This window comes from Methylobacterium sp. J-088, from assembly GCF_022829295.1.
In the GTDB taxonomy this organism is placed as follows: Bacteria; Pseudomonadota; Alphaproteobacteria; order Rhizobiales; family Beijerinckiaceae; genus Methylobacterium.
In genome coordinates this window covers 1-21620 of the sequence record NZ_JAKSYH010000017.1, presented here as the reverse complement: position 1 = coordinate 21620, position 21620 = coordinate 1, and the positions used below count along the sequence as shown (strand labels likewise).

At 68.8% G+C, this 21620-nt stretch carries 19 protein-coding genes; 7 read left to right on the top strand and 12 right to left on the bottom strand.

The window, feature by feature from the left end; all coding sequences use genetic code 11:
- Positions 1 to 50: 50 nt before the first annotated feature.
- Entirely contained in the window at positions 51 to 2207 is a 2157-nt protein-coding gene (locus tag MKK63_RS00875; protein ID WP_243997813.1) for a carbohydrate porin, read from the bottom strand.
- Between the two features lie 366 nt (positions 2208 to 2573).
- Between MKK63_RS00875 and MKK63_RS00870 the strand changes: the two genes are divergently transcribed.
- From MKK63_RS00870 to MKK63_RS00855, 4 genes are read left to right on the top strand one after another with little or no spacing between them, the layout of a single operon-like run.
- A complete protein-coding gene (locus tag MKK63_RS00870; protein WP_243997811.1) occupies positions 2574 to 3137 on the top strand; it encodes an iron transporter in 564 nt (187 codons plus the stop codon).
- A 16-nt stretch (positions 3138 to 3153) separates the two neighbouring features.
- Positions 3154 to 3495: a cupredoxin domain-containing protein gene (locus MKK63_RS00865; protein ID WP_243997809.1), complete on the top strand. Its 342-nt coding sequence runs from the start codon at positions 3154 to 3156 to the stop codon at positions 3493 to 3495.
- Positions 3492 to 4925 carry a 4Fe-4S binding protein gene (locus MKK63_RS00860; RefSeq protein WP_243997807.1) on the top strand — a complete coding sequence of 478 codons (1434 nt, stop codon included), beginning with the start codon at positions 3492 to 3494 and terminating at the stop codon, positions 4923 to 4925. Before MKK63_RS00865 ends, MKK63_RS00860 begins: the two co-directional genes overlap by 4 nt.
- A 49-nt stretch (positions 4926 to 4974) precedes the next feature.
- A complete protein-coding gene (locus MKK63_RS00855; protein WP_243997805.1) occupies positions 4975 to 5799 on the top strand; it encodes an FTR1 family protein in 825 nt (274 codons plus the stop codon).
- Between the two features lie 98 nt (positions 5800 to 5897).
- Here MKK63_RS00855 and MKK63_RS00850 read toward each other — a convergent pair whose 3' ends face one another.
- Positions 5898 to 6374 (bottom strand): hypothetical protein, encoded by a 477-nt coding sequence (locus MKK63_RS00850; protein WP_243997803.1) that lies wholly within the window; start codon positions 6372 to 6374, stop codon positions 5898 to 5900.
- A 63-nt stretch (positions 6375 to 6437) separates the two neighbouring features.
- On the bottom strand, positions 6438 to 7286 hold the full coding sequence (gene sseA, locus MKK63_RS00845) for a 3-mercaptopyruvate sulfurtransferase (RefSeq protein ID WP_243997801.1): 849 nt from the start codon (positions 7284 to 7286) through the stop codon (positions 6438 to 6440).
- Between the two features lie 387 nt (positions 7287 to 7673).
- On the opposite strand from sseA, the gene MKK63_RS00840 reads away from it, so the two are divergent.
- Positions 7674 to 7907 carry a GcrA family cell cycle regulator gene (locus MKK63_RS00840; RefSeq protein WP_243997799.1) on the top strand — a complete coding sequence of 78 codons (234 nt, stop codon included), beginning with the start codon at positions 7674 to 7676 and terminating at the stop codon, positions 7905 to 7907.
- Positions 7908 to 7940: 33 nt separating this feature from the next.
- Here MKK63_RS00840 and MKK63_RS00835 read toward each other — a convergent pair whose 3' ends face one another.
- The 7 genes from MKK63_RS00835 to cpaB form a co-directional block, all read right to left on the bottom strand.
- A complete protein-coding gene (locus tag MKK63_RS00835) occupies positions 7941 to 8918 on the bottom strand; it encodes a type II secretion system F family protein (protein WP_243997797.1) in 978 nt (325 codons plus the stop codon).
- 46 nt (positions 8919 to 8964) lie between these two features.
- Positions 8965 to 9957 (bottom strand): type II secretion system F family protein, encoded by a 993-nt coding sequence (locus tag MKK63_RS00830; protein WP_243997795.1) that lies wholly within the window; start codon positions 9955 to 9957, stop codon positions 8965 to 8967.
- A 3-nt stretch (positions 9958 to 9960) separates the two neighbouring features.
- Positions 9961 to 11400, bottom strand: a complete 1440-nt coding sequence (locus MKK63_RS00825; protein WP_243997793.1) for a CpaF family protein — start codon at positions 11398 to 11400, stop codon at positions 9961 to 9963.
- A gap of 30 nt (positions 11401 to 11430) precedes the next feature.
- A complete protein-coding gene (locus MKK63_RS00820) occupies positions 11431 to 12708 on the bottom strand; it encodes a CpaE family protein (protein ID WP_243997791.1) in 1278 nt (425 codons plus the stop codon).
- Positions 12709 to 12776: 68 nt separating this feature from the next.
- The gene (locus tag MKK63_RS00815; protein WP_243997789.1) at positions 12777 to 13535 is read right to left on the bottom strand and encodes a CpaD family pilus assembly protein; all 759 of its coding nucleotides are present in this window, start codon (positions 13533 to 13535) and stop codon (positions 12777 to 12779) included.
- A gap of 20 nt (positions 13536 to 13555) precedes the next feature.
- The gene (locus MKK63_RS00810; RefSeq protein ID WP_243997787.1) at positions 13556 to 15112 is read right to left on the bottom strand and encodes a type II and III secretion system protein family protein; all 1557 of its coding nucleotides are present in this window, start codon (positions 15110 to 15112) and stop codon (positions 13556 to 13558) included.
- Between the two features lie 5 nt (positions 15113 to 15117).
- Complete coding sequence (gene cpaB, locus MKK63_RS00805; protein WP_243997785.1) at positions 15118 to 15930, bottom strand: Flp pilus assembly protein CpaB; 813 nt, start codon at positions 15928 to 15930, stop codon at positions 15118 to 15120.
- Between the two features lie 333 nt (positions 15931 to 16263).
- On the opposite strand from cpaB, the gene MKK63_RS00800 reads away from it, so the two are divergent.
- The gene (locus MKK63_RS00800) at positions 16264 to 17448 is read left to right on the top strand and encodes an ABC transporter substrate-binding protein (RefSeq protein ID WP_243997859.1); all 1185 of its coding nucleotides are present in this window, start codon (positions 16264 to 16266) and stop codon (positions 17446 to 17448) included.
- A 148-nt stretch (positions 17449 to 17596) separates the two neighbouring features.
- Here the strand turns inward: MKK63_RS00800 and MKK63_RS00795 are convergent, their stop codons facing one another.
- Positions 17597 to 18760, bottom strand: a complete 1164-nt coding sequence (locus tag MKK63_RS00795) for an iron-containing alcohol dehydrogenase (RefSeq protein ID WP_243997783.1) — start codon at positions 18758 to 18760, stop codon at positions 17597 to 17599.
- Positions 18761 to 18812: 52 nt separating this feature from the next.
- Positions 18813 to 19757 (bottom strand): LysR family transcriptional regulator, encoded by a 945-nt coding sequence (locus MKK63_RS00790; protein WP_243997781.1) that lies wholly within the window; start codon positions 19755 to 19757, stop codon positions 18813 to 18815.
- Positions 19758 to 19870: 113 nt separating this feature from the next.
- Here MKK63_RS00790 and MKK63_RS00785 point away from each other — a divergent pair, with 113 nt between their 5' ends.
- Positions 19871 to 21367 (top strand): CoA-acylating methylmalonate-semialdehyde dehydrogenase, encoded by a 1497-nt coding sequence (locus MKK63_RS00785; RefSeq protein ID WP_243997779.1) that lies wholly within the window; start codon positions 19871 to 19873, stop codon positions 21365 to 21367.
- The last annotated feature ends 253 nt before the right edge of the window (positions 21368 to 21620 follow it).

The following is a 21620-nucleotide window of genomic DNA, read 5'->3' as shown; positions in this document are numbered from 1 at the left end:
GGGTTGATCGATTGCGCGGCTGGGCAATCGACCCCAGCGCACGATCTGCCTCAGAAATCTGCGTGCAGCCGCGAGGCGAAGAAGTGGGCCGGGCCGCGGTCGCGGTTGTAACCGGGGTTGTTGATGAACTGGTAGTCGAAGGTCAAGGTCACGAACTTGGTCAGGTTCAGGGCGTAGTAGGTCTCCAGAGCCCGCTCGGTGCCATAGTTGAGCCGGCCATCGCCGATCAGCAGCCCGTAGAAGCCGGCCGCGAAGGCCGCTCGGTGGGAGGGCGAGAGCCCGTTCATCGCCGCGCCGATCCCGACGGTGTCGTCCGGCCGGTCCCACGCCTTGCCCTTCAGCGACAGGCCACCGGAAAAGCTCTGGTCGACATCGGTGAACGAGATGTTCTCCGTGCGGCCGTCGTTCAGGCTGGCGCGGGCGAACAGGCCGAGGTCCGGCGTCAGCGCCTGTTCCAGGTTGATGTAGCCGCCGGTCTTGCGCCGGGGGCGCCGGGTTGCCCCGACCGCGTCGTTGATGTCGTCGAACGCGCCGAGTTGCGTCAGCGTCACCACCTCCCGGTTGTTGGCCGAGTTGCCGACATTCGAGAAGAACCCCAGGCGCAGCTTGCCCGGCTGGTCCAGCCCCGGCAGGACGTAGCGCTGCTCGAACTCGGCGTTGAGCCCCGCCCGGCGGAACACCCGCGGGTCGAGTACGTCGCTCGACGGCTCCTTGGGCACCTGCGTGTAGGCGGCGCGGATCGCGAATTCCGGCCGGTTGTACTCGGCATAGACACCCTGCGTGAAGCCGGGGAGGTTCGCCGGGAAGTCCCAGGCCGAGGAGCCCCAGATCGACCAGTTGAAGAAGTCCACCCGCGGATCGTGCGCGTAGATGTTGCCATCGAAGAAGTCGCCCAGCGCGAACTTGCCGGCGATCAGCGTGATCCGCTCGGCATCGTAGCGGGTGGCGACCTGGTTCGGCCCGTCCGGCACCTCCACGGTTTCGCCGCCGAGGTTGATCGTCTGCTTCACGTAGTAGCGGTTCGAGCGCAGCTTCGGGAACGGGGCACCGGCCTTCTGCGCCTCGCCGTTGACGAAGCCGGCCACGCCCAGCGTCCGCGACAGGCCGAACCCCTGGCTGAACTCGGGATTGTAATAGACTTCCGTGGTGTCGGTTAGCTTGAGCCCGAGGAAGATCGTAGCCGTGGTGGTCTGCCGGGCCTGATCGGGGATCAGGCTCTGCGCCCCCGTATAGGGCGAGCGGAAGCCCGGGACTCCCTGCGCGATCAGGGTCGTCTGCCCGTGCAGCGAAAAGCGGCCGGTATCGCCGTTGTCGGGATCGTGCGGGGCGGTCTCGTCGGGATCGGGCGGCACCTTCAGCCCGTCCGGGAACCACATCAGCCGCAGAAACATCTGGTTCGACGTGTAGCTCGCCCGGGTCGCGACCGGGCCGCCCGCATCGCCTGGCACGATGCCCAACGGAAACCGTCGGCTGCCGCCGAGATCGACGTAGCGGTAGTCGATCCCGAGGGCGAGGTGGTCGCTGACGGCGTATTGCACCCCCGCGCCGAGGGTGAACCCGAGATAACCGAGTTCGCGCTGCGCCGTGTTCTGGCTGCCCGTATCGAGGTCCGGATAGGTCGCAAGGACGCGTGCGTTCGCGCCGGCGAGGCCGAAGGATCCGTAGACGAGATAGCGCTCGAAGCTGTAGCCGAGCCGCGCCCGCAGGGTGCCGTAGAGTTCGGTCTTGGCGCGCACGACGTTGAACGCGGGGTCCACGTCCGCGTAGCCGAAGCCCGCGATGGTCGAGGGCACCGGCCGCTTCAGGTTCGCCGCGTCGATCGTGGCCTCGACGCCGTAGACCCAGGGGCCCGCCTGCCAGTTCCAGCCACCGAACAGCCCGCCCACCGCCGTGGTGGCGTTGCGCCCCTGGTCGCTGCGGCCCGTCGAGTCGCCGCTCTTGAAGGCCGGGACCGGCCGCCCGCCGATCGTCGTCGGACCGAACGTGTAGGCCCCGTATGAGCCGCCCGCACTGCCCTCGAGGCCGATATAGCCGCCCGACCAGTCGGTGTAGGCGGACACCTCCGCTGCCCGTCGCTGCGCCGCGAGGTCGGCCGCGCCCGCAGGCGCGATGACTGCAGGGGTCAGCAGGAGAACTGTTGCCTGGGTCAGCGCTGGGATTCGGGGGCGGAATTTCGCTTGAGCCAGGGGCGCGGGACGGATTCTCATGCGACTCACAGCAACAATATAGCTTTTGCTAAAACCCGCTTCCCTGCCGCGCAAGCCGTTGCGGGCCGTGGCGGTGAACGCGGTGTCGCAGGTGCGGCATCGCGGCGTTCGCTCGGCGGCCACGTTTTCGGCCATTAGCGTGGCAGTCGCATGACGTTCCCGAGATCGCTGCACCGGTCAAGATCGGGCCGGCCACAGGCGGGAGAAAAGTCTTGGTCGCGACAGATTACAATCAGCCGAGTGGGCAACTGAGCCTGGGAAATACAGAGCCAGCATGCCAATAGGCCTTCAGATTAGAATTGTTATTATTTGATAGTGGGGCGATGCCTGTTTGAAGTTCTGGCACGAGGGTCTATGTGCAAAACCATGCGTGCCTCAACCGCCCCGACGATTCTCCGCGGCCTCGCCGTGGTTGCCGCCCTCGCCATCGCGGGATCCGCCGCGGCCAAGGAGGTGCCGATCGGCCCGCATGTGACCCGCAACGGTCTGGAGGTCGCCGCCGTCTACCTGCAGCCGATCGAGATGGAGCCTGCCGGGATGATGCGCGCGGCCGCGCAATCGGACCTCCATCTCGAGACGGATATCCGCGCCGCCAAGGACAACCGCAACGGCTTCGCCGAGGGCGACTGGGTACCGGCGCTCGACGTGCATTTCGAGGCGGTGAAGCTCGACGGCGACAAGCTGACCGACCAGAAAGTGTCGGGGATGCTGATGCCGATGGTCGCCAATGACGGGCCGCATTACGGCGACAACGTCAAGCTGTTCGGCCCCGGTCGCTATCGCCTGAAGGTCACGGTCGCGCCCCCCGGCAAGGACAGCCATTTCGGCCGCCACGTCGACAAGGAGACGGGCGTCGGCCCGTGGTTCGAGCCATTCGAGGTCGTGCAGGACTTCACCTTCGCCGGCGTCGGCAAGAAGGGCGCCTATTGAGCTTCCGGAGGTGTTCGTGTCCCGCCCGCTGCGCGCTGCCGCATTCGCTGCCCTGCTCCTCGCCGCTTCCGCGGCCGCGCCCGTGCGCGCGGACGACATGCCGGTGATCAAGGTGGAGATGCGCGACGGCGTGATCCTCCCGGCAGTGATCGAGGTACCGGCCAACACCCGCTTCAAGCTGGAGATCTCGAACACTGGCCAGTCGCCCGTCGAGTTCGAGAGCACGGAGCTCAAGCGCGAGAAGGCGCTGGCCGCGGGTTCGACCTCGGCGATCGTGTTCCGCACCCTCGATGCGGGCTCTTATCAGGTGTTCGACGATTTCCATCCGGACGCCAAGGCGACGCTGGTCGCCAAATGAGTGCGTCGACGACAGCGCCTGCGGCCCTGTCCGCCGCCTCTCGTCCCGCACGCCGCGCCTGGATCGACGCGCGGCTCGCGCAACTCGGCGACGCCATGCGCCGCCACGGCTGGGCGCTCCGGGCCGTGCAGTGGCTGATCATCGCCGTCTATGCGGTGCTGGTGATCGTGCCCGCCCTGCTGCCGCTGCCCGACAACGCCGCCCATATCTGGACCAACCTGACTTTGGCCGCGCAGTTCGCCTTCTGGGGGATCTGGTGGCCGTTCGTGCTGCTCAGCATGGTGCTGGTCGGCCGGGCCTGGTGCGGCGTGCTTTGCCCCGAGGGGGCGCTGAGCGAGTTCGCCAGCCGCTGGAGCCGCGGCTACGCCGTGCCGCGCTGGATCACGTGGCAGGGCTGGCCGTTCCTGGCCTTCGCCGGCACCACGGTCTACGGCCAGATGACCAGCGTGTACGGCTATCCGAAGCCGGTCCTGGCGGTGCTCGGCGGCTCGACCCTGGCGGCGATCGTCATCGGGCTGCTCTACGGGCGCAACAAGCGGGTCTGGTGCCGCTATCTGTGCCCGGTCAACGGCGTGTTCGCGGTGCTGTCGAAGCTCGCACCCGTAAGCTTCCAGGTCGACCGCGCGGCCTGGGCCGCCTCGCCCAAGCCCGCCCGGGGTGCCGAGGCGTTCAACTGCGCACCGCTCGTGCCGGTGAAGACGATGCGCGGCGCCGGGGCCTGCCATATGTGCGGGCGGTGCAGCAATCATCGCGGGGCGGTGCGCCTCGCCCTGCGCTCGCCCAATCACGAGATCGTGCACGTGGCCGGCACCGAGCCGGATTTCAACCAGACCGTGCTGATCCTGTTCGGCATGCTGGCCCTGGCGGTGGGCGCCTTCCAGTGGTCGGCGAGCCCCTGGTACGTCGAGGCCAAGCAATGGGCCGCCACCTGGCTCATCGAGCGTGGGGTGACGTGGCCGCTGGAGATGTCGGCGCCCTGGTTCGTGCTGACGAATTATCCCGACCGCAGCGACGTGATGACACTGCTCGATGGCGGACTGCTACTGGCCTATATCGGCGCGGCGACGGTGATCCTCGGGCTTGTCCTGTCGGGAATCGTCGCGCTGGCGACCCTCTTCCTCGGGGACTGGTCGCTCCGGCGCTTTCATCACCTGACGCAGACGCTGATTCCGGTGGCGGGCTGCGGTGTCTTCCTGGGGCTCTCGGCGCTCACCGTCACCTTCCTGCGGGGCGACGGCATCGTGATCCCCTACGTGTCGGAGATCCGCGCCGGGATGCTCGGTGGGGCGAGCCTGTGGAGCGTCTGGCTCGCCTGGCGGGTCGCCGGCCTCGACGCCCACGCCCTCCGGCGGGCGGCGGCCACCACCTGCATCCTCGGTGCGGCCGCCCTGTCGGTGGTCAACTGGGTGCTCATGTTCTGGATCTGGTAGCGCGGTCCGCGCGCCATCTCGCAACACCTCGCAACCTTTGGAGACCGCCATGATCGGCGCCTTCGTCATCGCCTTCCGCGAAGTCATCGAGGCGGGCCTCATCATCTCGATCGTGCTTGCGGCGACCCGCGGCATTCCCGGCCGGATGCGCTGGGTGCTGCTGGGCATCGCGGGCGGACTGGCCGGGGCCGGCCTCGTGGCCCTGTTCGCGGAAAAGATCTCCGACGCGTTCGAGGGCAGCGGGCAGGACATCCTGAACGCCGCGGTGCTGATCGTCGCGGTGCTGCTGCTGATCTGGCACAACACCTGGATGAGCAAGCACGGCAAGGAACTGGCGGGCGAATTGCGCGCCGCCGGTGCGGCGGTGCGCTCGGGCGAGCGCGAGGCCGCCGCCCTCTCCATCGTGATCGGCGCCGCGATCCTGCGCGAGGGCGCCGAGTTGGTGCTGTTCCTCTACGGCCTCGTGGCCTCGGGCACCTCGGGGGCGGATATCCAGTTCGGTGCCGTGGCCGGCATCGGGGCGGGGGCGCTGCTCTCGGCGGTGACCTATTTCGGGCTTGCGGCGATCCCCAGCCGCTACGTGTTCTCGGTGACGAGCGTGCTGATCATCTTCCTGGCGGCGGGGCTCGCGGCGCAGGCCGCCCAGTTCCTGGCCAATGCCGGCGTGGTGGACGTCCTCGGCCACACCCTCTGGAACAGCTCGGGCGTGATCGCCGAGACTTCCTGGCCGGGCCGCATCCTGCACGCCCTCGTGGGCTACACCGATCGGCCGACTGCCCTGCAGGGGCTGGTCTACGTGGCGACAATCGCGGTCATGGTCGGGCTGATGCAGTGGAGCGCCGCCGACAAGCGCCGCGCCATGCGGCCTGCCTGAGAGCGGGGCGGCCCGGAGGCCGACCCGCACCCGGATTTCGGAGGCCCGGACAGCCCCGCCGCTTCCGGCGGAGGATGTCCGGTTTACCTTCCGGTTCGTCAGCCCTGTACGGCCCATTTCGCGGGGTCGGCCGGCTTCTGCTTGTAGATCGTCCCGGCGAAATCGACGTGCAACTCCGTGGCGACGTCGTCGCCGCGGTGGGCCAGAAGCTCGAAGTGCTTCGGCTTCCGGCGCGGAGACCCGGTGACCGACCAGCCATCGGCGGCGGCCGCTGCAAGGGCTTTGGCGGGATCGGCCGGCACGTCCGGTCGCGCCGCACCCGGCGGGTGGTTCGGCTTCTTGTGCTGGATCAGCACCGGCTCCCGGCCCGCGGCGGCGATCCGCGTGACCTTGATCTCCGAGGGCCGGCGTTCCCCCTCCAAGGTGACGCGCAGACCGGTCGCGAGGGGGAACGCCTCAGCGCCCTTGGGACCGAGATCGGCCAAGTGCGTGGCGCCGCCCGCTTCGAGGGTGAAGCGGTGCGCGAAGACGTGCTGGATGGTGCCCGACAGGGCGGTGGTATCGTGATGCGGCATGATCTTCTCCGAAGAGCGCCCAGCCGAGGCGCTTTCGATATATCGGATTGGATCGACCGCCCGTCAAGGGGCCCCTGTCGCCACCGCCCGGTTCGGATCGGTGCCCCATTCCGACCACGATCCGTCGTAGAGGCCGCGGGCGGGCCGGCCCATCGTTTCCAGGGCCAGCGCGATGATCGCCGCGGTCACCCCGGAGCCGCAGGTGGTCACGATCGGGCGGTCCGGATCGACGCCGTTCTCCGAGAAGACGGCGGCCAGCTCCTCCGGGCTCTTCAGCCGGCCCTCGCGCTGCAGCGCTGCGTAATGCAGGTTGCAGGCGCCCGGCATGTGACCGGGGCGGACACCGGCGCGCGGCTCCGGCTCCTCGCCGCGGAATCGGGTGCCCGAGCGGGCATCGACCACCTGAGCCACGCCGCTTGCCAGGGCGCGGGCGACATCGTCCGCATCCGCCACCGCGCCGTGATCGAGCCGGGCGGTGAAGTGCCGGCGCTCGCGCGGATGCGGCTCGCCCTCCTCGGTGGGGTAGCCCGCCGCCGCCCAGGCCGGAAGCCCGCCATCCAGCACGAGGGCATCGCGCACCCCGAAGGCCTTGAGCATCCACCAGACCCGCGGTGCGGAGAACAGGCCCATCCCGTCGTAGACCACGATCTGCTGGCCGTCGCCGACGCCGAGCGCCCGCATTCGCGCGGCGAAGACCTCCGGGCGGGGCAGCATATGCGGCAGGCTCGACTCGGTGTCGCTCATTGCGTCGAGGTCGAAGCGCCGGGCGCCGGGGATATGGGCCGCGCGGAACTCGGCCTCGGGATCTCGGCCTGCAGCCGGGAGATACCAGGAGGCATCGAGGATCACGAGGTCTGGGGCGGTGAGGCGATCGTGCAGCCAATCGGGTGACACGAGGGGCGCTTGGGCCATGGGCAAGTCCGGCTCTGGTCGCGGGAACCCGAACCAAACCACAGGTCGGTCGGGCTTGCACACCCGGGCGGGAAGCGATTCGGAGCGTTCAGGGCGTTTCGTCAGCCCGGTGAATGTCAATCGAACAGGCGATATGCCTGCCAGCTACGCATCCGGCACCGTGCTCCGATGCAGTGCGTGCACGTTGGTCTTGTTTTAAATTGCCTTAACCCCAGTTACGACAACACGATGACGCCGATCGCGCCGGTCGACATCGGGTGAGTCGATTCGGATGCCATCCCGACGGATGCGTCCGGGGTCGCTGCCCGAGGGAGAGGCGTCCGTCCCTTCCATCTGCCGGGGCCCCTGGTCCCATCGAGCAGGATCATCATTGAGCCGATCGACACCATGAATCAACTCGTTCGCATGTCCCAGATCGGCGACGCCGAGACCGTCAAGGAGCCGTCGGCCGACCTGCGCGTGCCCTTCGCGCAGTCCGGGGCCTTCGTGTGCAAGTACATCATCGGCGAGCCGAACGACCGGGCGGTCTGCTGCGGCGCACCGGTAGCCGACGGCAAGAGCTGGTGTGCCTATCACCGCCGGATCGTGTTCGAGCCGACCCGTCCGGGCCGTATCCGCTGAACTTTGCGCTGAGCGGGGTGTCACCCCTGCGCGTCACTGGGTCCGCATGATCTGGATGACGGCGGGGGTGATGATGACGACGAACAGCACCGGCAGGAAGAACAGGATCATCGGCACCGTGAGCTTGGGCGGCAGCCCGGCCGCCTTCTTCTCGGCTTCGGTCATCCGGTTGTCGCGACTCTCCTGAGCGAGCACCCGCAGCGCCTGCCCGATCGGTGTGCCGTAGCGCTCGGCCTGGACCAGGGCGGTCGCCACGGCCTTCACGGGATCGAGGCCGGTGCGCAGCACCAAGTTCTCGTAGGCCTGACGCCGGTCCGGCAGGAACGACATCTCGGCGGTCATCAGCGCGAGTTCCTCGGCCAGCACCACCGATGAGGTGGCGATCTCGGTGCTCACCCGCCGAAAGGCATGCTCGATCGCCATGCCGGACTCGACGCAGATCAGGGTGAGGTCGAGGGCATCCGGCCAAGCCTTGCGGATCTCGGTCTGACGCTTCTTGGCGGCGTTGACGAGGAACAGTTCCGGCGCCTTGATGCCGGCATAGGCGGCGCCGATCACCAGTCCGAGCCGCACGAGGTACGAGGCGTCGATCGCGTCCAGCACGAACAGGTAGAACAGCGCGCCGATCACCGTGGCAACCGGCACGACGAGGCGGAAGAACAGGAACGCCGTCTCCGCTCCCTGGCCGCGATAGCCCGCCTGCATCAGCTTGCGCTTGGCCGTGTCGGTGGCGAGCCAGCGTTGCAGCTGATACCGCTCGACGATCGACTTCATGTAGGCCTTGGGTTCGACGCGCAGCGTGCCCCGCATCGACACCAGTGCGCCTTTGGCGCGCTCGCGCCGCCGGATCTGCTCACGCTCGTCGCTCACGAACTTCATTCGCTTCTCGAGCTTGTCGGTCTCGAAGAACGGCTGCGCCACCGCGAAAGCGGTCGCCGCCGCCGCGATGGCGGTCAGGAGCGTCCCCATGAACCGGGGATCGAACAGCTTCGCGGCGATGTCGTCGATCATGGGATCGGATCCGGGAAAAGCGCGCGGCGGGCGTGAGGGCCCGCCATCAGAACTCGAAGGCGATCATCTTCTTGATGGTGAAGACGCCGATCGACATCCAGATCGCGGCCCCCACCAGCGCGATCTTGCCGATATCGGTCGTCCAGAGCAGCGAGATGTAGTCGGGGCTCGTCAGGGAGGTGATACCCCCCACCCCGAAGGGCAGGCAGGCGATGATCGAGGCCGAGGCCTTGGCCTCCATGCTCATCGCCTGGATCTTGCCGCGCATCTTGGCCCGGTCGCGCAGCACCGTGGAAAGGTTGTTCAGCGCCTCCGACAGGTTGCCGCCCGATTGCTGCTGGATGTTGATCACGATCACGAAGAAGTTGACCTCCGGCGTCGGCACCCGCTCGAACATGCGCATGACCGCGTCGCCGAGGGACAGGCCGAGCGCCTGGGTCTCCACGACGGTCCTGAACTCGCTGCGGACCGGCTCCTCCGCTTCGCGGGAGACCATGCGGAAGCAATCCCCGACCGGGATGCCGGTGCGGATGCCGCGCACCACCACGTCGACGGCGTTGGGCAGTTCCTTGTTGAACTTGGCGATGCGCTTGAGCCGCAGGCGGCGCAGCAGCCAGGCCGGCAGGCCGAAGCCCCCGGCGAAGGCTGCACCGACCCCCGCGATCGGGCTTTCGGTCAGCACGAAGAGCAGCAGCCCGCAGATACCGGCGCTGATGGCCGACATCATGTAGAAGGTCTGCTTGGTCCAATCGAGGCCGGCGCGGGCGAGCTTCAGCTCCACGCTGGCTTTTGAGGCACCCTTGGCCTTGGCCTCGATCTCGCTCAGCGTCTTGGCGACCTGCTCGCGTCGGTTGACCGCCACGCCCCGCAACGCCGCCCCGGTCGGTGAGACGCCGATCGCCTTCAGGCGCTTGTTCGCCCGGCGCTCGCCGTCGAACAGGGGCAGGATCGCCACGTAGGCGACCGCCGCCGCGGCGATGCCGATGAGGCCCGCAACGATCGGAAGGTTCGAAGAGCCGATGGCGGCAAGATTCGGCATGCCTCAACTCCGATCAACAACCTCGGCGGCGTCCAGCGCCTCGCCGAGCCGACGCTCCAGGCCGTAGTAGCGGGCGCGCTCCCAGAATTTCGGCCGGCCGATCCCGGTGGAGCGGTGGCGCCCGACCAGCCGGCCGTTCGCGTCCTCGCCGACGATGTCGTAGAGGAAGACGTCCTGGGTGGTGATGACATCGCCCTCCATGCCGAGCACCTCGGTGATGTGGGTGATCCGCCGGGAGCCGTCGCGCAGGCGCATGGCCTGGATCACCACGTCGATCGAGCCGCAGATCATCTCGCGCAGCGTCTTCGAGGGCAGGGTGAAGCCGCCCATCGAGATCATCGATTCGATACGCGACAGGCACTCGCGCGGGCTGTTGGCGTGGAGCGTGCCCATCGAGCCGTCATGGCCGGTGTTCATCGCCTGGAGCAGGTCGAAGGCCTCGGGTCCGCGCACCTCGCCGACGATGATCCGCTCGGGCCGCATGCGCAGGCAGTTCTTGACGAGATCGCGCATGGTGACCGAGCCCTGGCCCTCCATGTTCGGGGGGCGCGTTTCCAGGCGGACCACGTGGGGCTGCTGGAGCTGGAGTTCCGCCGCGTCCTCGCAGGTGATGACCCGCTCGTCATGCTCGATGAAGGCGGTCAGGCAGTTGAGCAGCGTGGTCTTGCCCGAGCCCGTGCCGCCCGAGATCACCACGTTGCAGCGTGACTGACCGATGATCTTCAGGACCTCGGCACCCTCGGGCGAGATCGCCCCGAAGCGCACGAGCTGCTCCAGGGTGAGCTTGTCCTTCTTGAACTTACGGATGGTGAGCGCCGGGCCGTCGATGGCGAGCGGCGGCGCGATGACGTTGACGCGGGACCCGTCCGGCAGGCGCGCATCGCAGATCGGCGAGGCGTCGTCGACCCGGCGGCCGACCTGGCTGACGATCCGCTGGCAGATGTTCATCAGCTGCTGGTTGTCGCGGAAGCGCACGCTGGTCAGCTGGATCTTGCCGTTGACCTCGATGAAGGTCCGGTTGGCGCCGTTGACCATGATGTCGGCGATGTCGTCGCGGGCGAGCAGCGGTTCCAGCGGGCCGTAGCCCAGCACGTCGTTGCAGATGTCGTCGAGCAGTTCCTCCTGCTCGGCGATCGACAGAACGATGTTCTTGAGCCCGATGATCTCCGTGACGATGTCGCGGATCTCCTCGCGGGCGGTCTCGGCGTCGAGCCGCGAGAGCTGCGTGAGGTCGATCGCTTCGATCAGCGCGCCGAAGATCAGGCTCTTGGTCCGGTAGTAATCCTCGGACCGCGTGGTCTCGACGACCACGGGGGCGGACGGCTCGGGCCGCTTGGGCGCGGCGTCCCGCTGCGGTGCCGCCGGTGAGGGAGCGGGCGACCGCGGCGCAGGCGTGGGCGCAGGGGCGGCCGGTGCGCCGCCGATCTGGCGTCTACCGAACATGGGCCATTCCCGGAGCGCAATCCCGCCGCATCACGAGGCCTTTCCGCCGACGAGCTTGGCGCCGGGGAACTTGCCGCCGGCGAACTTCGCGAGGAGCGGCTCGAACAGGCTGGTGCGCCCGTGGCGTCGGGTCTCCGAGCGTCCGAGCGTCAGGGCGGCGAGGTCGTTGAAGAGCTCTGCCACCTTCGAGCCGGCCTGGATCTCGGCGATCATCTGGCCGTTGTTGGCGGCCGTGCCGAACAGGGCCGGCTCGAACGGAATCGTCAGCGCGACGGGAGACTCGAGGGTCTTGGCGAATTCGGGCGTGCCGATCTCGGGGCGCTTGGGCACGCCGACGCCGTTGAGCAGGATCCGCGGCGGGGCGTCGTTGGGGCGCCCGTGCTTGAGCGCGCCCAGGACGTTCTTGGCGTTACGCAGGCTGGCGAGGTCGGGGCCCGCGACGATCAGGATCTCGTCGGCCGCCGTGAGGACGCGCTTCGTCCACGCGTTCCACTGATGCGGCACGTCGAGCACCACGCAGGGCACACTGGCCCGCAGGTACTCGATCAGGGCGTCGAAGGCCGGCTCCGACAGGTCGATCGTGCGGTCGAGGCTCGCGGGCGCCGAGAGCAGGCTCAACGTGTCGCTGCACTTCGACAGCAACCGCTCGACCAGGGCGGAATCCAGGCGCTCGGGGGCGAACACCGCTTCGGCGATGCCCTGGGGCGGATCCTGGTTAAAGTTCAGCGAGGCCGTGCCGTAGGCGATGTCGAGATCGGCGATCACCGTCTGCACGCCTTGGCTGCGGGCCACCGACCACGCGAAATTGTGCGCCACCGTGGAGGCGCCGATCCCGCCCTTCACCCCGTAGACCGCGACCGTGCGGCCCACCGGCTTGACGCCCGGGGCCGTGAACAGGTCTGAGATCGCCGCAATCAGGGTCAGAGGATCCACCGGCGCCATCAGATAATCCGACACCCCGCGCTGGATCAGCTGACGGTACAGGGTGACGTCGTTGAGATGGCCGATCACCAGGACGCGGGTGCCCTCGTCGCAGACCTCCGCCAGGGCGTCGAGGCATTCGATCGGCTTGGAGCGCGGCCCCTGCGTCTCGATCACGATGACGTTGGGCGTCGGCGCGTGCCTGTAGGCCTCGATGGCCGCAGCCCCGCCGCCCATCCGCACCTTGACCTGCGCCTTCTGCATGCGCCGGTCGAGGGCCGCCCCTTCAATCATCGCGGCGGTCTCGCTGGTATCGCAGAACGCCTGGATGGTGATCCGGGGCACCGGGGCGATCGTGCGCTCGGCTGTCTCGGACAGGTCTGCCATGACGGCACTTTCAGGTTCGCGTTCGGGGTGCAGCGTCGAGGTTAGATGAGGCTGGCGGATCGGCCAGCCTATTGGGCGACCTGAGATTTTACGTCGGTCTGCCCATCTTGCCGCCATGTGGTTGATGGATCCTTGCCTTCACGCAACTGGCCAATGTCCCGGACCCGCTTGACCGTGTCGATGCGGCCCTCGGGCCGTCCGCGAACGAGGTCGACGGGATCCGCCACCTGGGCGGCCACGGTCGATTGCGTGGCACAGCCGAGGTTCCACATCGGCCGGTTGCTGTAATCGAGCGCGAAGTTGCTGGTCCCGGTATCGTTGGGCCAGAGCCCGCAGGCATCCGAGACCTTGGCCTGCATCCGCTGGAAGCTCAGGCGGATCGGCGCGGCGAGGCTCGGAGCCGCCACGGCGTAGCCGGTGACGGCGATCTCGCGGGGGGCGACCCGGTCCTGTGCGGCGAGCCGGGTGAGGAAAGCCGCGGTGCGCTCGGCGGAAGCGGCCTGGTCCGGCGGCCCGCCACGGGGGACCTCCATCAGCAGGGTCCCGCGCCCGTAGCGGCGGTATTCCAGCATGAAGGCGTCGACATCTGCGGTCTGGCGGGGATCGAGATGACCGACGCCTGTCGGGAACACGTCGAGGCTGCGGGTGCCGTCGGTCAGGACGATCGGGTGCCGGGCGCGGTAATCCGAGACCTCGATCGCGCCGGTGGTGGCGACCGGCTGGTTGTTGCAGCCGGCCGCCAGGGCACCGAGCGCGCAGGCGGTGAGCAGGGGGGCGAGGCGACGCTGGTGGGCGGCCGGCCGGATAGGCGGGTGGCGTCCGATCATGAATCCGATCCTGGAAGGCGCTACTCGACGATGAAGCCGACGCGGCCGCGATAGGTCTGTCCGACCGGAGCCGCCCCGGTGGGGGCGACCTTGCCGTACAGGCGGTTGATCTGGCCGAGCAGCACCGCCTGGCCGTCGGTGGAATCGACGAAGTTGTCGTCGGGCCGGCTGACCTGCTTCGGCTCAATCGCCCGGGCGATGTAGGGGGTGACCATGATCATCAGCTCGGTTTCCATGCGCTGGTAGTCCCGGGAGCGGAACAGGGCGCCGAGGATCGGCAGGTTGATCAGGCCGGGCAGGCCGGAGATCGCCTGCTTGTTCACCTGCTGGATCAGGCCGGCGGTCATCATCACGCCGCCGGAGGGCAACTCGACTGTGGTCTCGGAGCGGCGGACCCGCGTGCCCGGGATGGCGGTCGTGACGCCATCGTTGGTGTAGCTGAAGCTGGTCTGGGGATCGATTTCGGTGACGTCGGTGGCGACGCGGATCGAGATGCGGTTGTCGGCCAGCACAACCGGCGTGAAGCTCAGGGCGACGCCGTAGGGCTTGAAGGTGATGCCGGGGGCGGAGCAGATGCCGCCGACGCAGCTCGAGGCCGCCGAGGGCACCGGGAACTCGCCGCCGGCCAGGAATTTCGCGGCCTCGCCGGAGATCGCCGTCAGCGTCGGTTCCGCGAGCACCCGGGAGACCCCGGCCTGCTCGAAGGCCTTCAGCGTCGCCTGGAGCGAGAAGCCCCCACCTCGCACCGAGGCCTGGATCTGGTTGCCGGTGGGCGTCGTCCCGCCGGTGATCGGGAAGGGCAGGTTGTTGGCCAGGGCGGGAGAGGTCAGGGCGTTACCGAGCGGGTTCAGCGCCGACCAGTTGCCGGTCACGTTGATGCCGAACTGCTTCAGGACGTTGCGCGACACCTCGACCACGGTGACGCGTAACATCACCTGATCCTTGTTGCGGATCGAGAGGTTGTTGATCACCGCCCCGCGCGCGCCGGCCGCGACGCCGCCGCTCGACCCGCCGGAGGCGCCGCCCGCGCTGCCCAACCCCACGAAGGCGTTCGAGATGTCGATCGCCTGCTGGGCGTCCGCCGATGAATTGACCGAGCCCGACAGCAGCACCGAGGCCCCGGAGGAGCGCACGTCGAACCGCCCGCCCGGAATGCTCTGGCCGAGCAGCTCGCGGAGGGTTCCGAGATTGAGGTCGCGGGCCACCGTCACGTCGAGGGCGGCGATCTGGCGGCCCTCGGCATCCATGATGAAGATCGAGGTCGCGCCGTCGGCCATGCCGATCACGAAGACCTTGCGGGTCGAGCGGACCACGGCGTTGGCCACCGCCGGATTGGCCACGAAGACCTCTTTGGCGTCCCGCGGCAGGTCCACGATCACGGAGCGGCCGGCGGTCAGCTCGACGCGGCGGGTCGAGGCGGCCTCCGCGGCGCCGACCGTCAGGACCGGCGCCGGGCCATGGATCGGTCGCTCCTGCGCCGAGGCCGGGTTGGCCAGGGCGGCGAGGAGGGCGAGGGTGCAGGCCGAGCGGTAGGCGCGACGGCGCGCCGGGCGGGCGAGGGGCAGCGGAGCGATCATGGCGGTCACGGCGTCTGCTGCCGCGCGACTCCGAAGCGCACCACGGTCAGTGCGGGATCGGTCTGCGCCTGGAGCGTGTCGGAAGGGGCGGTGGGATCGTTGGGCTGGCCGGCATCGGCGAGGCTGCGCAGGGACAGCGACAGTGCCCCGTCCTTCCCGGCGAGCGTCAGGCTCTCGGCCTGGGCGGGTGTGACGGCCAGCGTCGCGGTCTCGCCGGTGACGACGTTGGTGCCGTTCTTCTCTTGGATCAGCTGGCCGATCGCCAGGACGCGGATGTCGGTCAGGATCGTCTGCGAGATCTGGACATCGCGGTTCTCGCCGTTCGTCTTGGTGATCTTGTGGAAGGTGCGGATCACGTCGACGCGGTCGTTCGGCAGGATGAAACCGCCGGCCGAATTGGTGCCGCGGCTGTCGGTCGTGATCGCGACCGCGCGCTGACCCGGCGGCAGGATCGCCGCCATGAAGCCGCTCTCCGGGCGCACCAGCTTCTGTGCGCGGATCGGCTCGCCCGCCAGGAAGCCCGAGCGGGCCGAGGCGCCGGTCGTCTCCTCCAGGCCCTTGGGATTGCTCTTGCGGGTGACGAAGCCGGCATTGACGGCATTGTCCGGCCAGGGCTGCCAGCGCAGATCCGTCGGGCGCAGCACCTGACCCATCGGCATGTCGGTGGCGGCCACCAACACGTCGGTCATGGGCACCGGCGGCGCCTCGACTTTCATCGGCGTCGGAGGCGGCGTCGGATCGCCGCCGCTCATCAGGAACGCCGCTCCGCTGCCCGCCGCGAGGGCGATGCCGAGGACGGCAAGACGGGCTGGTTTCATCGCAGGGCCACGAGCCGGAGACGGCCGAATTGCCGTTCACGACCTGAATCTGCGCGGGGAATCGTGTAATTATGGTTAAGGTTTAATAACCCGGCCGCCAGAACAGTCCGGAAACGGACATTGCCCTGGTCCCGTCGCGGCCAGGCATCACAACCGGCGCAATCCTTCAGCATCGAGCCGAGCTGGGCTGTGGAGTCTCACACCGGCGTGATCTATTTTGCATGCGGAACCGCCTCAGAATGCGGGCGCCCGGGTGAATCGGGGGGAGACATGATCAGGACATTGGGCGGCGCGGTGCTGGCGGCGGCGCTGGCAGGGACGGCCCTCGGGACGATGACCGGCGCGGCGGCTGCTCAGGGCGGCGCGGACGCGTTCTCGGGCAACGCGGTGCGCATCGGCATCCTCAACGACCAGTCCGGCCTCTACGCCCAGTTCGGCGGCCAGGGCTCGGTCGAGGCGGCCCGCATGGCGGTGGAGGATATGGGCGGTAAGATCGGCACTGTCCCGGTCGAGATCCTCTCGGCCGACCACCAGAACAAGCCCGACATCGCCTCGGCCATCGCCCGGCAATGGTACGACCGCGACGGCGTCGACGCGATCATGGAGCTGACCACCTCCTCGGTGGCCCTGGCGGTCCAGGGCCTGTCCAGGGAGAAGAAGAAGATCACCATCACCACGGGGGCGGCGTCGAGCGACCTCACCGGCAAGGCCTGTACGCCCTACGGCTACCACTGGGCCTACGACACGCGGGCGCTGGCGGTGGGCACTGGCGGCGCGCTGACCCGGGCGGGGGGCGACACGTGGTTCTTCCTCACGGCCGATTACGCCTTCGGCTCGGCGCTCGAGACCGACACCAGCAAGGTGGTGATCGCCAACGGCGGCAAGGTGGTGGGCAGCGTCCGCCACCCGCTCTCGAACCAGGATTTCTCCTCGTTCCTGCTCCAGGCGCAGGGCTCGAAGGCCAAGGTGATCGGGCTGGCCAATGCCGGGCTCGACACCTCGAACGCGATCAAGCAGGCGGCCGAGTACGGCATCGTCGATGGCGGCCAGAAGCTCGCGGCGCTGCTGTTCACCCTCTCGGAGGTGCACGGGCTCGGCCTCAAGGTTGCGCAGGGCCTGACGCTCACCGAGGGCTGGTACTGGGACGCCAACGACGAGACCCGCGCCTTCGGCCAGCGCTACATGAAACGCACCGGCCGGATGCCCAACATGATCCAGGCCGGCACCTACTCGGCGGTCCTAACCTACCTGAAGGCCGTGAAGGCCGCGGGCACCGACGAGACCGACGCGGTCAACGCCAAGCTCAAGGTGCTGCCGGTGGACGATGTCTTCGCCCATGGCGGCGTCGTGCAGCCGAACGGCCGCATGGTGCACGACATGTACCTGTTCGAGGTGAAGAAGCCCTCCGAGTCGAAGGGCCCGTGGGATCTCTACCGGCAGATCTCGACCATCCCCGGCAAGGAGGCCTACGCCACGCCAGCCGAGAGCGGCTGCCCGCTGACGGCGGCGGCGAAGTAGGTCTCACCCCGTCATCGCGAGCGTAGCGAAGCGACCCAGGGCAGCGCGACATCTTTTAGCGTGGCGCTGCTGGATTGCTTCGCTCCGCTCGCAAAGACGGCGGCGGGGCGAATGTCCGCTCCAAGATATTCTCTGCCCCAGGAGGGTATCACCCCGCCCACACCCGCCGATACAGCGCCACGATCTCCTCGGCACTGGGCTCGACCGGGTTGTTGGCTGGCGACCCGGAGGCGAGCGCCTGAGCCGCCATTGTGGGGAGCAGCGCCTCCCAGCGGGCCGGGTCGATCCCGTATTCCTGGGGGCCGGGTACGTCGAGGTCGTCGTTGAGCGCTTCCAGTTCCGCCACCAGGGCCGCGGCGGCGGACCGGTCGTCGGCCTCCGGCTTGGCGACCCCGATGGCCCGGGCGCAGGCGGCGTAGCGGTCGATGGCGGCCGGCGCCGAGAAGGCCGTGACCGCCGGCAGCAGCATCGCGTTCGACAGCCCGTGCGCCACGTGGAAATGCGCGCCGATCGGCCGGCTCATCCCGTGGACCAGCGCCACCGAGGAATTCGAGAAGGCGATGCCGGCCTGGGTCGCACCCAGCATCATCGCCTCGCGGGCCGCCCGGTCGCCGGGATCGGTCCAGACCCGCCGCAGGTTCGGCGCGATCAGCTTCATCGCCTGGAGCGCCAGCCCGTCCGAGAACAGGTTCGATTCTCGCGAGACGTAGGCCTCGATGGCGTGGGTCAGCGCGTCGATGCCGGTATCGGCGGTGAGCCGCTTGGGTTTGGTCAGCGTCAGCTCGTAATCGACCAAAGCCGCCACCGGGAGATACGCTAGGCCGATGCACAGCATCTTCTCGTCGGAGGTCTCGTCGGTCACGATGGTGAAGCGCGTCGCCTCGGAACCGGTGCCCGCGGTGGTGGGGATCGCCACGATCGGCAGGCCGGGTTCGTCCTGCTGGCGGGGCGCCTTGTAGTCCCGCATGTGGCCGCCGTGGCGGGCCAGCACGGCCACCGCCTTCGCGGTGTCCATCGGGCTGCCGCCGCCGAAGCCGACCACGCAGTCGAAGTCGCCCGCCTGGAGCGCGGCCAGCGCCGCCTCGACGGACGCCACGGTCGGGTCCGGCACCGTGTCGGCGAAGACGGTTGCGCGCGTGCCCGTGCCGGAGAGCCGTTCGGTGAGGGCCTCCACCCGACCGCTGCCGGCGAGATAGGGGTCGGTCACCACGAAGGGGCGCGACAGGCCGAGCTGGGCGAGCACCTCCGGCAAGAGCCGCGAGGCGCCGGCGCCGACGCGCATCAGCCGGGGCAGGGCGATCGAGGCGACCATCGTTTGTTCCTCCCGCCCGGCGCTTGTCCTGATCCGCCGGGTTCACCCGATCTTACGGGCCCGCGGGATCCTGCGAAACCACCGCCGCTGACACCGCCGGCCCGGCGAACAGGGCGCCGGCTGCCTCCACCTCGGCGGCGATGAAGCCTGCAACGGCCCGGATATGGGCGGCTTTCCGGTGATCCTCGTGGATGTGCATGTGGAACGCGCGCGTCAGCGAGACCTGTTCGGGCAGTACCGGCACCAGCCCGGGATGGGCCGCTGCAATGAAGGCCGGCAGGACGCACAGGCCCGCCCCGGCGCGCGTCGCGTAGACCTGCGCCAGGAGATTGGTGGAGCGCAGGCGGGCGCTGACCGGGGGGCCCAGGGCGCCCAGATAGTTCAGCTCACGCGTGAACAGCATGTCCTCGATATAGCCGACGAAGGGATGTCCGGAGAGTTCCGCGATCCCGACGATCGGCGCCGCGGCGCCGAGGTAGGCTTCCGCTCCGTAGACGAACAGCCGGTAATCGGTGAGCCGGCGCGCCACCACGCGGGCCTGCTGCGGTCCGGACAGGCTGATCACGATATCGGCCTCCCGCTTGGACAGGCTGAAGATCCGGGCGGTCGCCATGATCTCCACCTCCAGCCCGGGATGACGGGCGGTGAGCCGGTGCATCCGGGGCGCGAGGAACACGCTGCCGAACCCGTCCGGCGCGCCGATCCGCACCGTGCCCGCCACCGCGTGGGCGGCCTCCGTGGTGGCGCTGGCCGAGAGGAACGCGCTCTCCATGGCCTCGGCGACGCCCAGCAGGTTCGCCCCATCCTCGGTCAGCGCGTAGCCGAGGTTGCTGCGATGGAACAGCCGGGCACCCAGGCCCTCCTCCAGGGCGCGGATCCGCCGGCCGACCGTGGTGTGCTCGGTGCCGGTGCGCGCCCCGGCGGCGCTAAGCGTCCCGGTGCGCGCCACGGCGAGGAAGAACCGGAGATCGTCCCAGTTGGGCCCCGCCCTGGCCATGGCCGCACTCCCGCTGTGCATCGATGCACGACGTCTGTAAGCGCATCCGGCTTTATCGCTCAAGGGATCCTGTTAGGCTGCGATAAAACCAAATCACCACAGGGAGGCGCGGCATGCGCACGATCGGGCACTTTATCGGCGGCCGGAGCGTCGGCGGCGAGAGCGGGCGGTTCGCGGACGTGTTCCACCCCTCGACCGGCGAGGTCCAGGCCAAGGTCGCGCTGGCCAGCAAGGCCGAGATGCGCGCGGCGATCGAGAACGCTGCCGCGGCGCAGCCGGCCTGGGCAGCCACCAACCCGCAGAAGCGCGCCCGCGTGATGATGCGCTTCCTCGAACTCATTCGCGGCGAGAACGATGCACTCGCCGAGCTTCTTGCCTCCGAGCACGGCAAGACGGTGCCGGACGCCAAGGGCGACATCCAGCGCGGCGTCGAGGTGGTGGAGTTCGCCTGCGGCATCCCGCACCTGCTCAAGGGCGAGTACACGGAAGGGGCGGGCCCCGGCATCGACGTCTATTCCCTTCGCCAGCCGCTCGGCGTGGTCGCCGGCATCACGCCGTTCAACTTCCCGGCCATGATCCCGCTGTGGAAATGCGCCCCGGCTATCGCCTGCGGCAACGCCTTCATCCTGAAGCCGTCCGAGCGCGACCCGAGCGTGCCGCTGCGCATCGCCGAGATCTTCCTAGAGGCTGGCCTGCCGCCGGGCATCCTCAACGTCGTCAACGGCGACAAGGAAGCGGTGGACGCGATCCTCGACGACGAGGACATCAAGGCGGTGGGCTTCGTCGGCTCCTCGCAGATCGCCGAGTACATCTACGTCCGCTCAGCCCAGACGGGGAAGCGCGCCCAGTGCTTCGGCGGCGCCAAGAACCACATGATCATCATGCCGGACGCCGATATGGGCCAGGCGGTCGATGCCCTGATCGGGGCAGGCTACGGCTCGGCCGGCGAGCGCTGCATGGCGATCTCGGTGGCGGTGCCGGTGGGCGAGGCCACCGCCGACCGGCTGATGGAGCGGCTGATCCCGCGGGTCGAATCGCTCAAGATCGGTCCCTCGCATGACGGCTCGGCCGATTACGGCCCGATGGTCACCGCCGAGGCGGTCCGGAAGGTCGCCGGCTATATCGATCAGGGCGTTGCCGAGGGTGCGCATCTCGCGGTCGACGGCCGCGGCTTCAAGCTCCAGGGCTACGAGAACGGCTTCTACATGGGCGGCTCGCTGTTCGACCGCGTGACCCCCGACATGACGATCTACAAGGAGGAGATTTTCGGCCCCGTGCTCTCGGTGGTGCGGGCCAAGGATTACGAGGAGGCGCTGGCGCTGCCCTCGACCCACCAATACGGCAACGGCGTCGCGATCTTCACGCAGGACGGCGACGCGGCGCGCGACTTCACGGCCCGGGTCAATGTCGGCATGGTCGGCGTGAACGTGCCGATCCCGGTCCCGATCGCCTACCACACCTTCGGCGGCTGGAAGCGCTCGGGCTTCGGCGACCTGAATCAGCACGGACCGGACTCGATCCGGTTCTACACGAAGACCAAGACCGTGACGCAGCGTTGGCCGAGCGGTATCAAGAGCGGGGCGGAGTTCTCCATCCCGACGATGCGCTGAGCCGCATCACCCTCCCCCTCTGCGGGGGGGAGGGGCCCGCGTTCTCTCCTCCCCCTTGTGGGGAGGAGCCGGAGGTGGGGGTGGTGCAGACGGCACCGGAACGCACGATTCTGCACCACCCCCACCCCTGACCCCTACCCGCAAGGGGGAGGGGAAAGCGTCCGTCTGAACTTTCGGAGCCACGCCCATGAGTTTCGGGCTCGATGAGGATCGAACCGCGATCCGCGAGATGGCCCTCGGCTTCGCGGCCGAG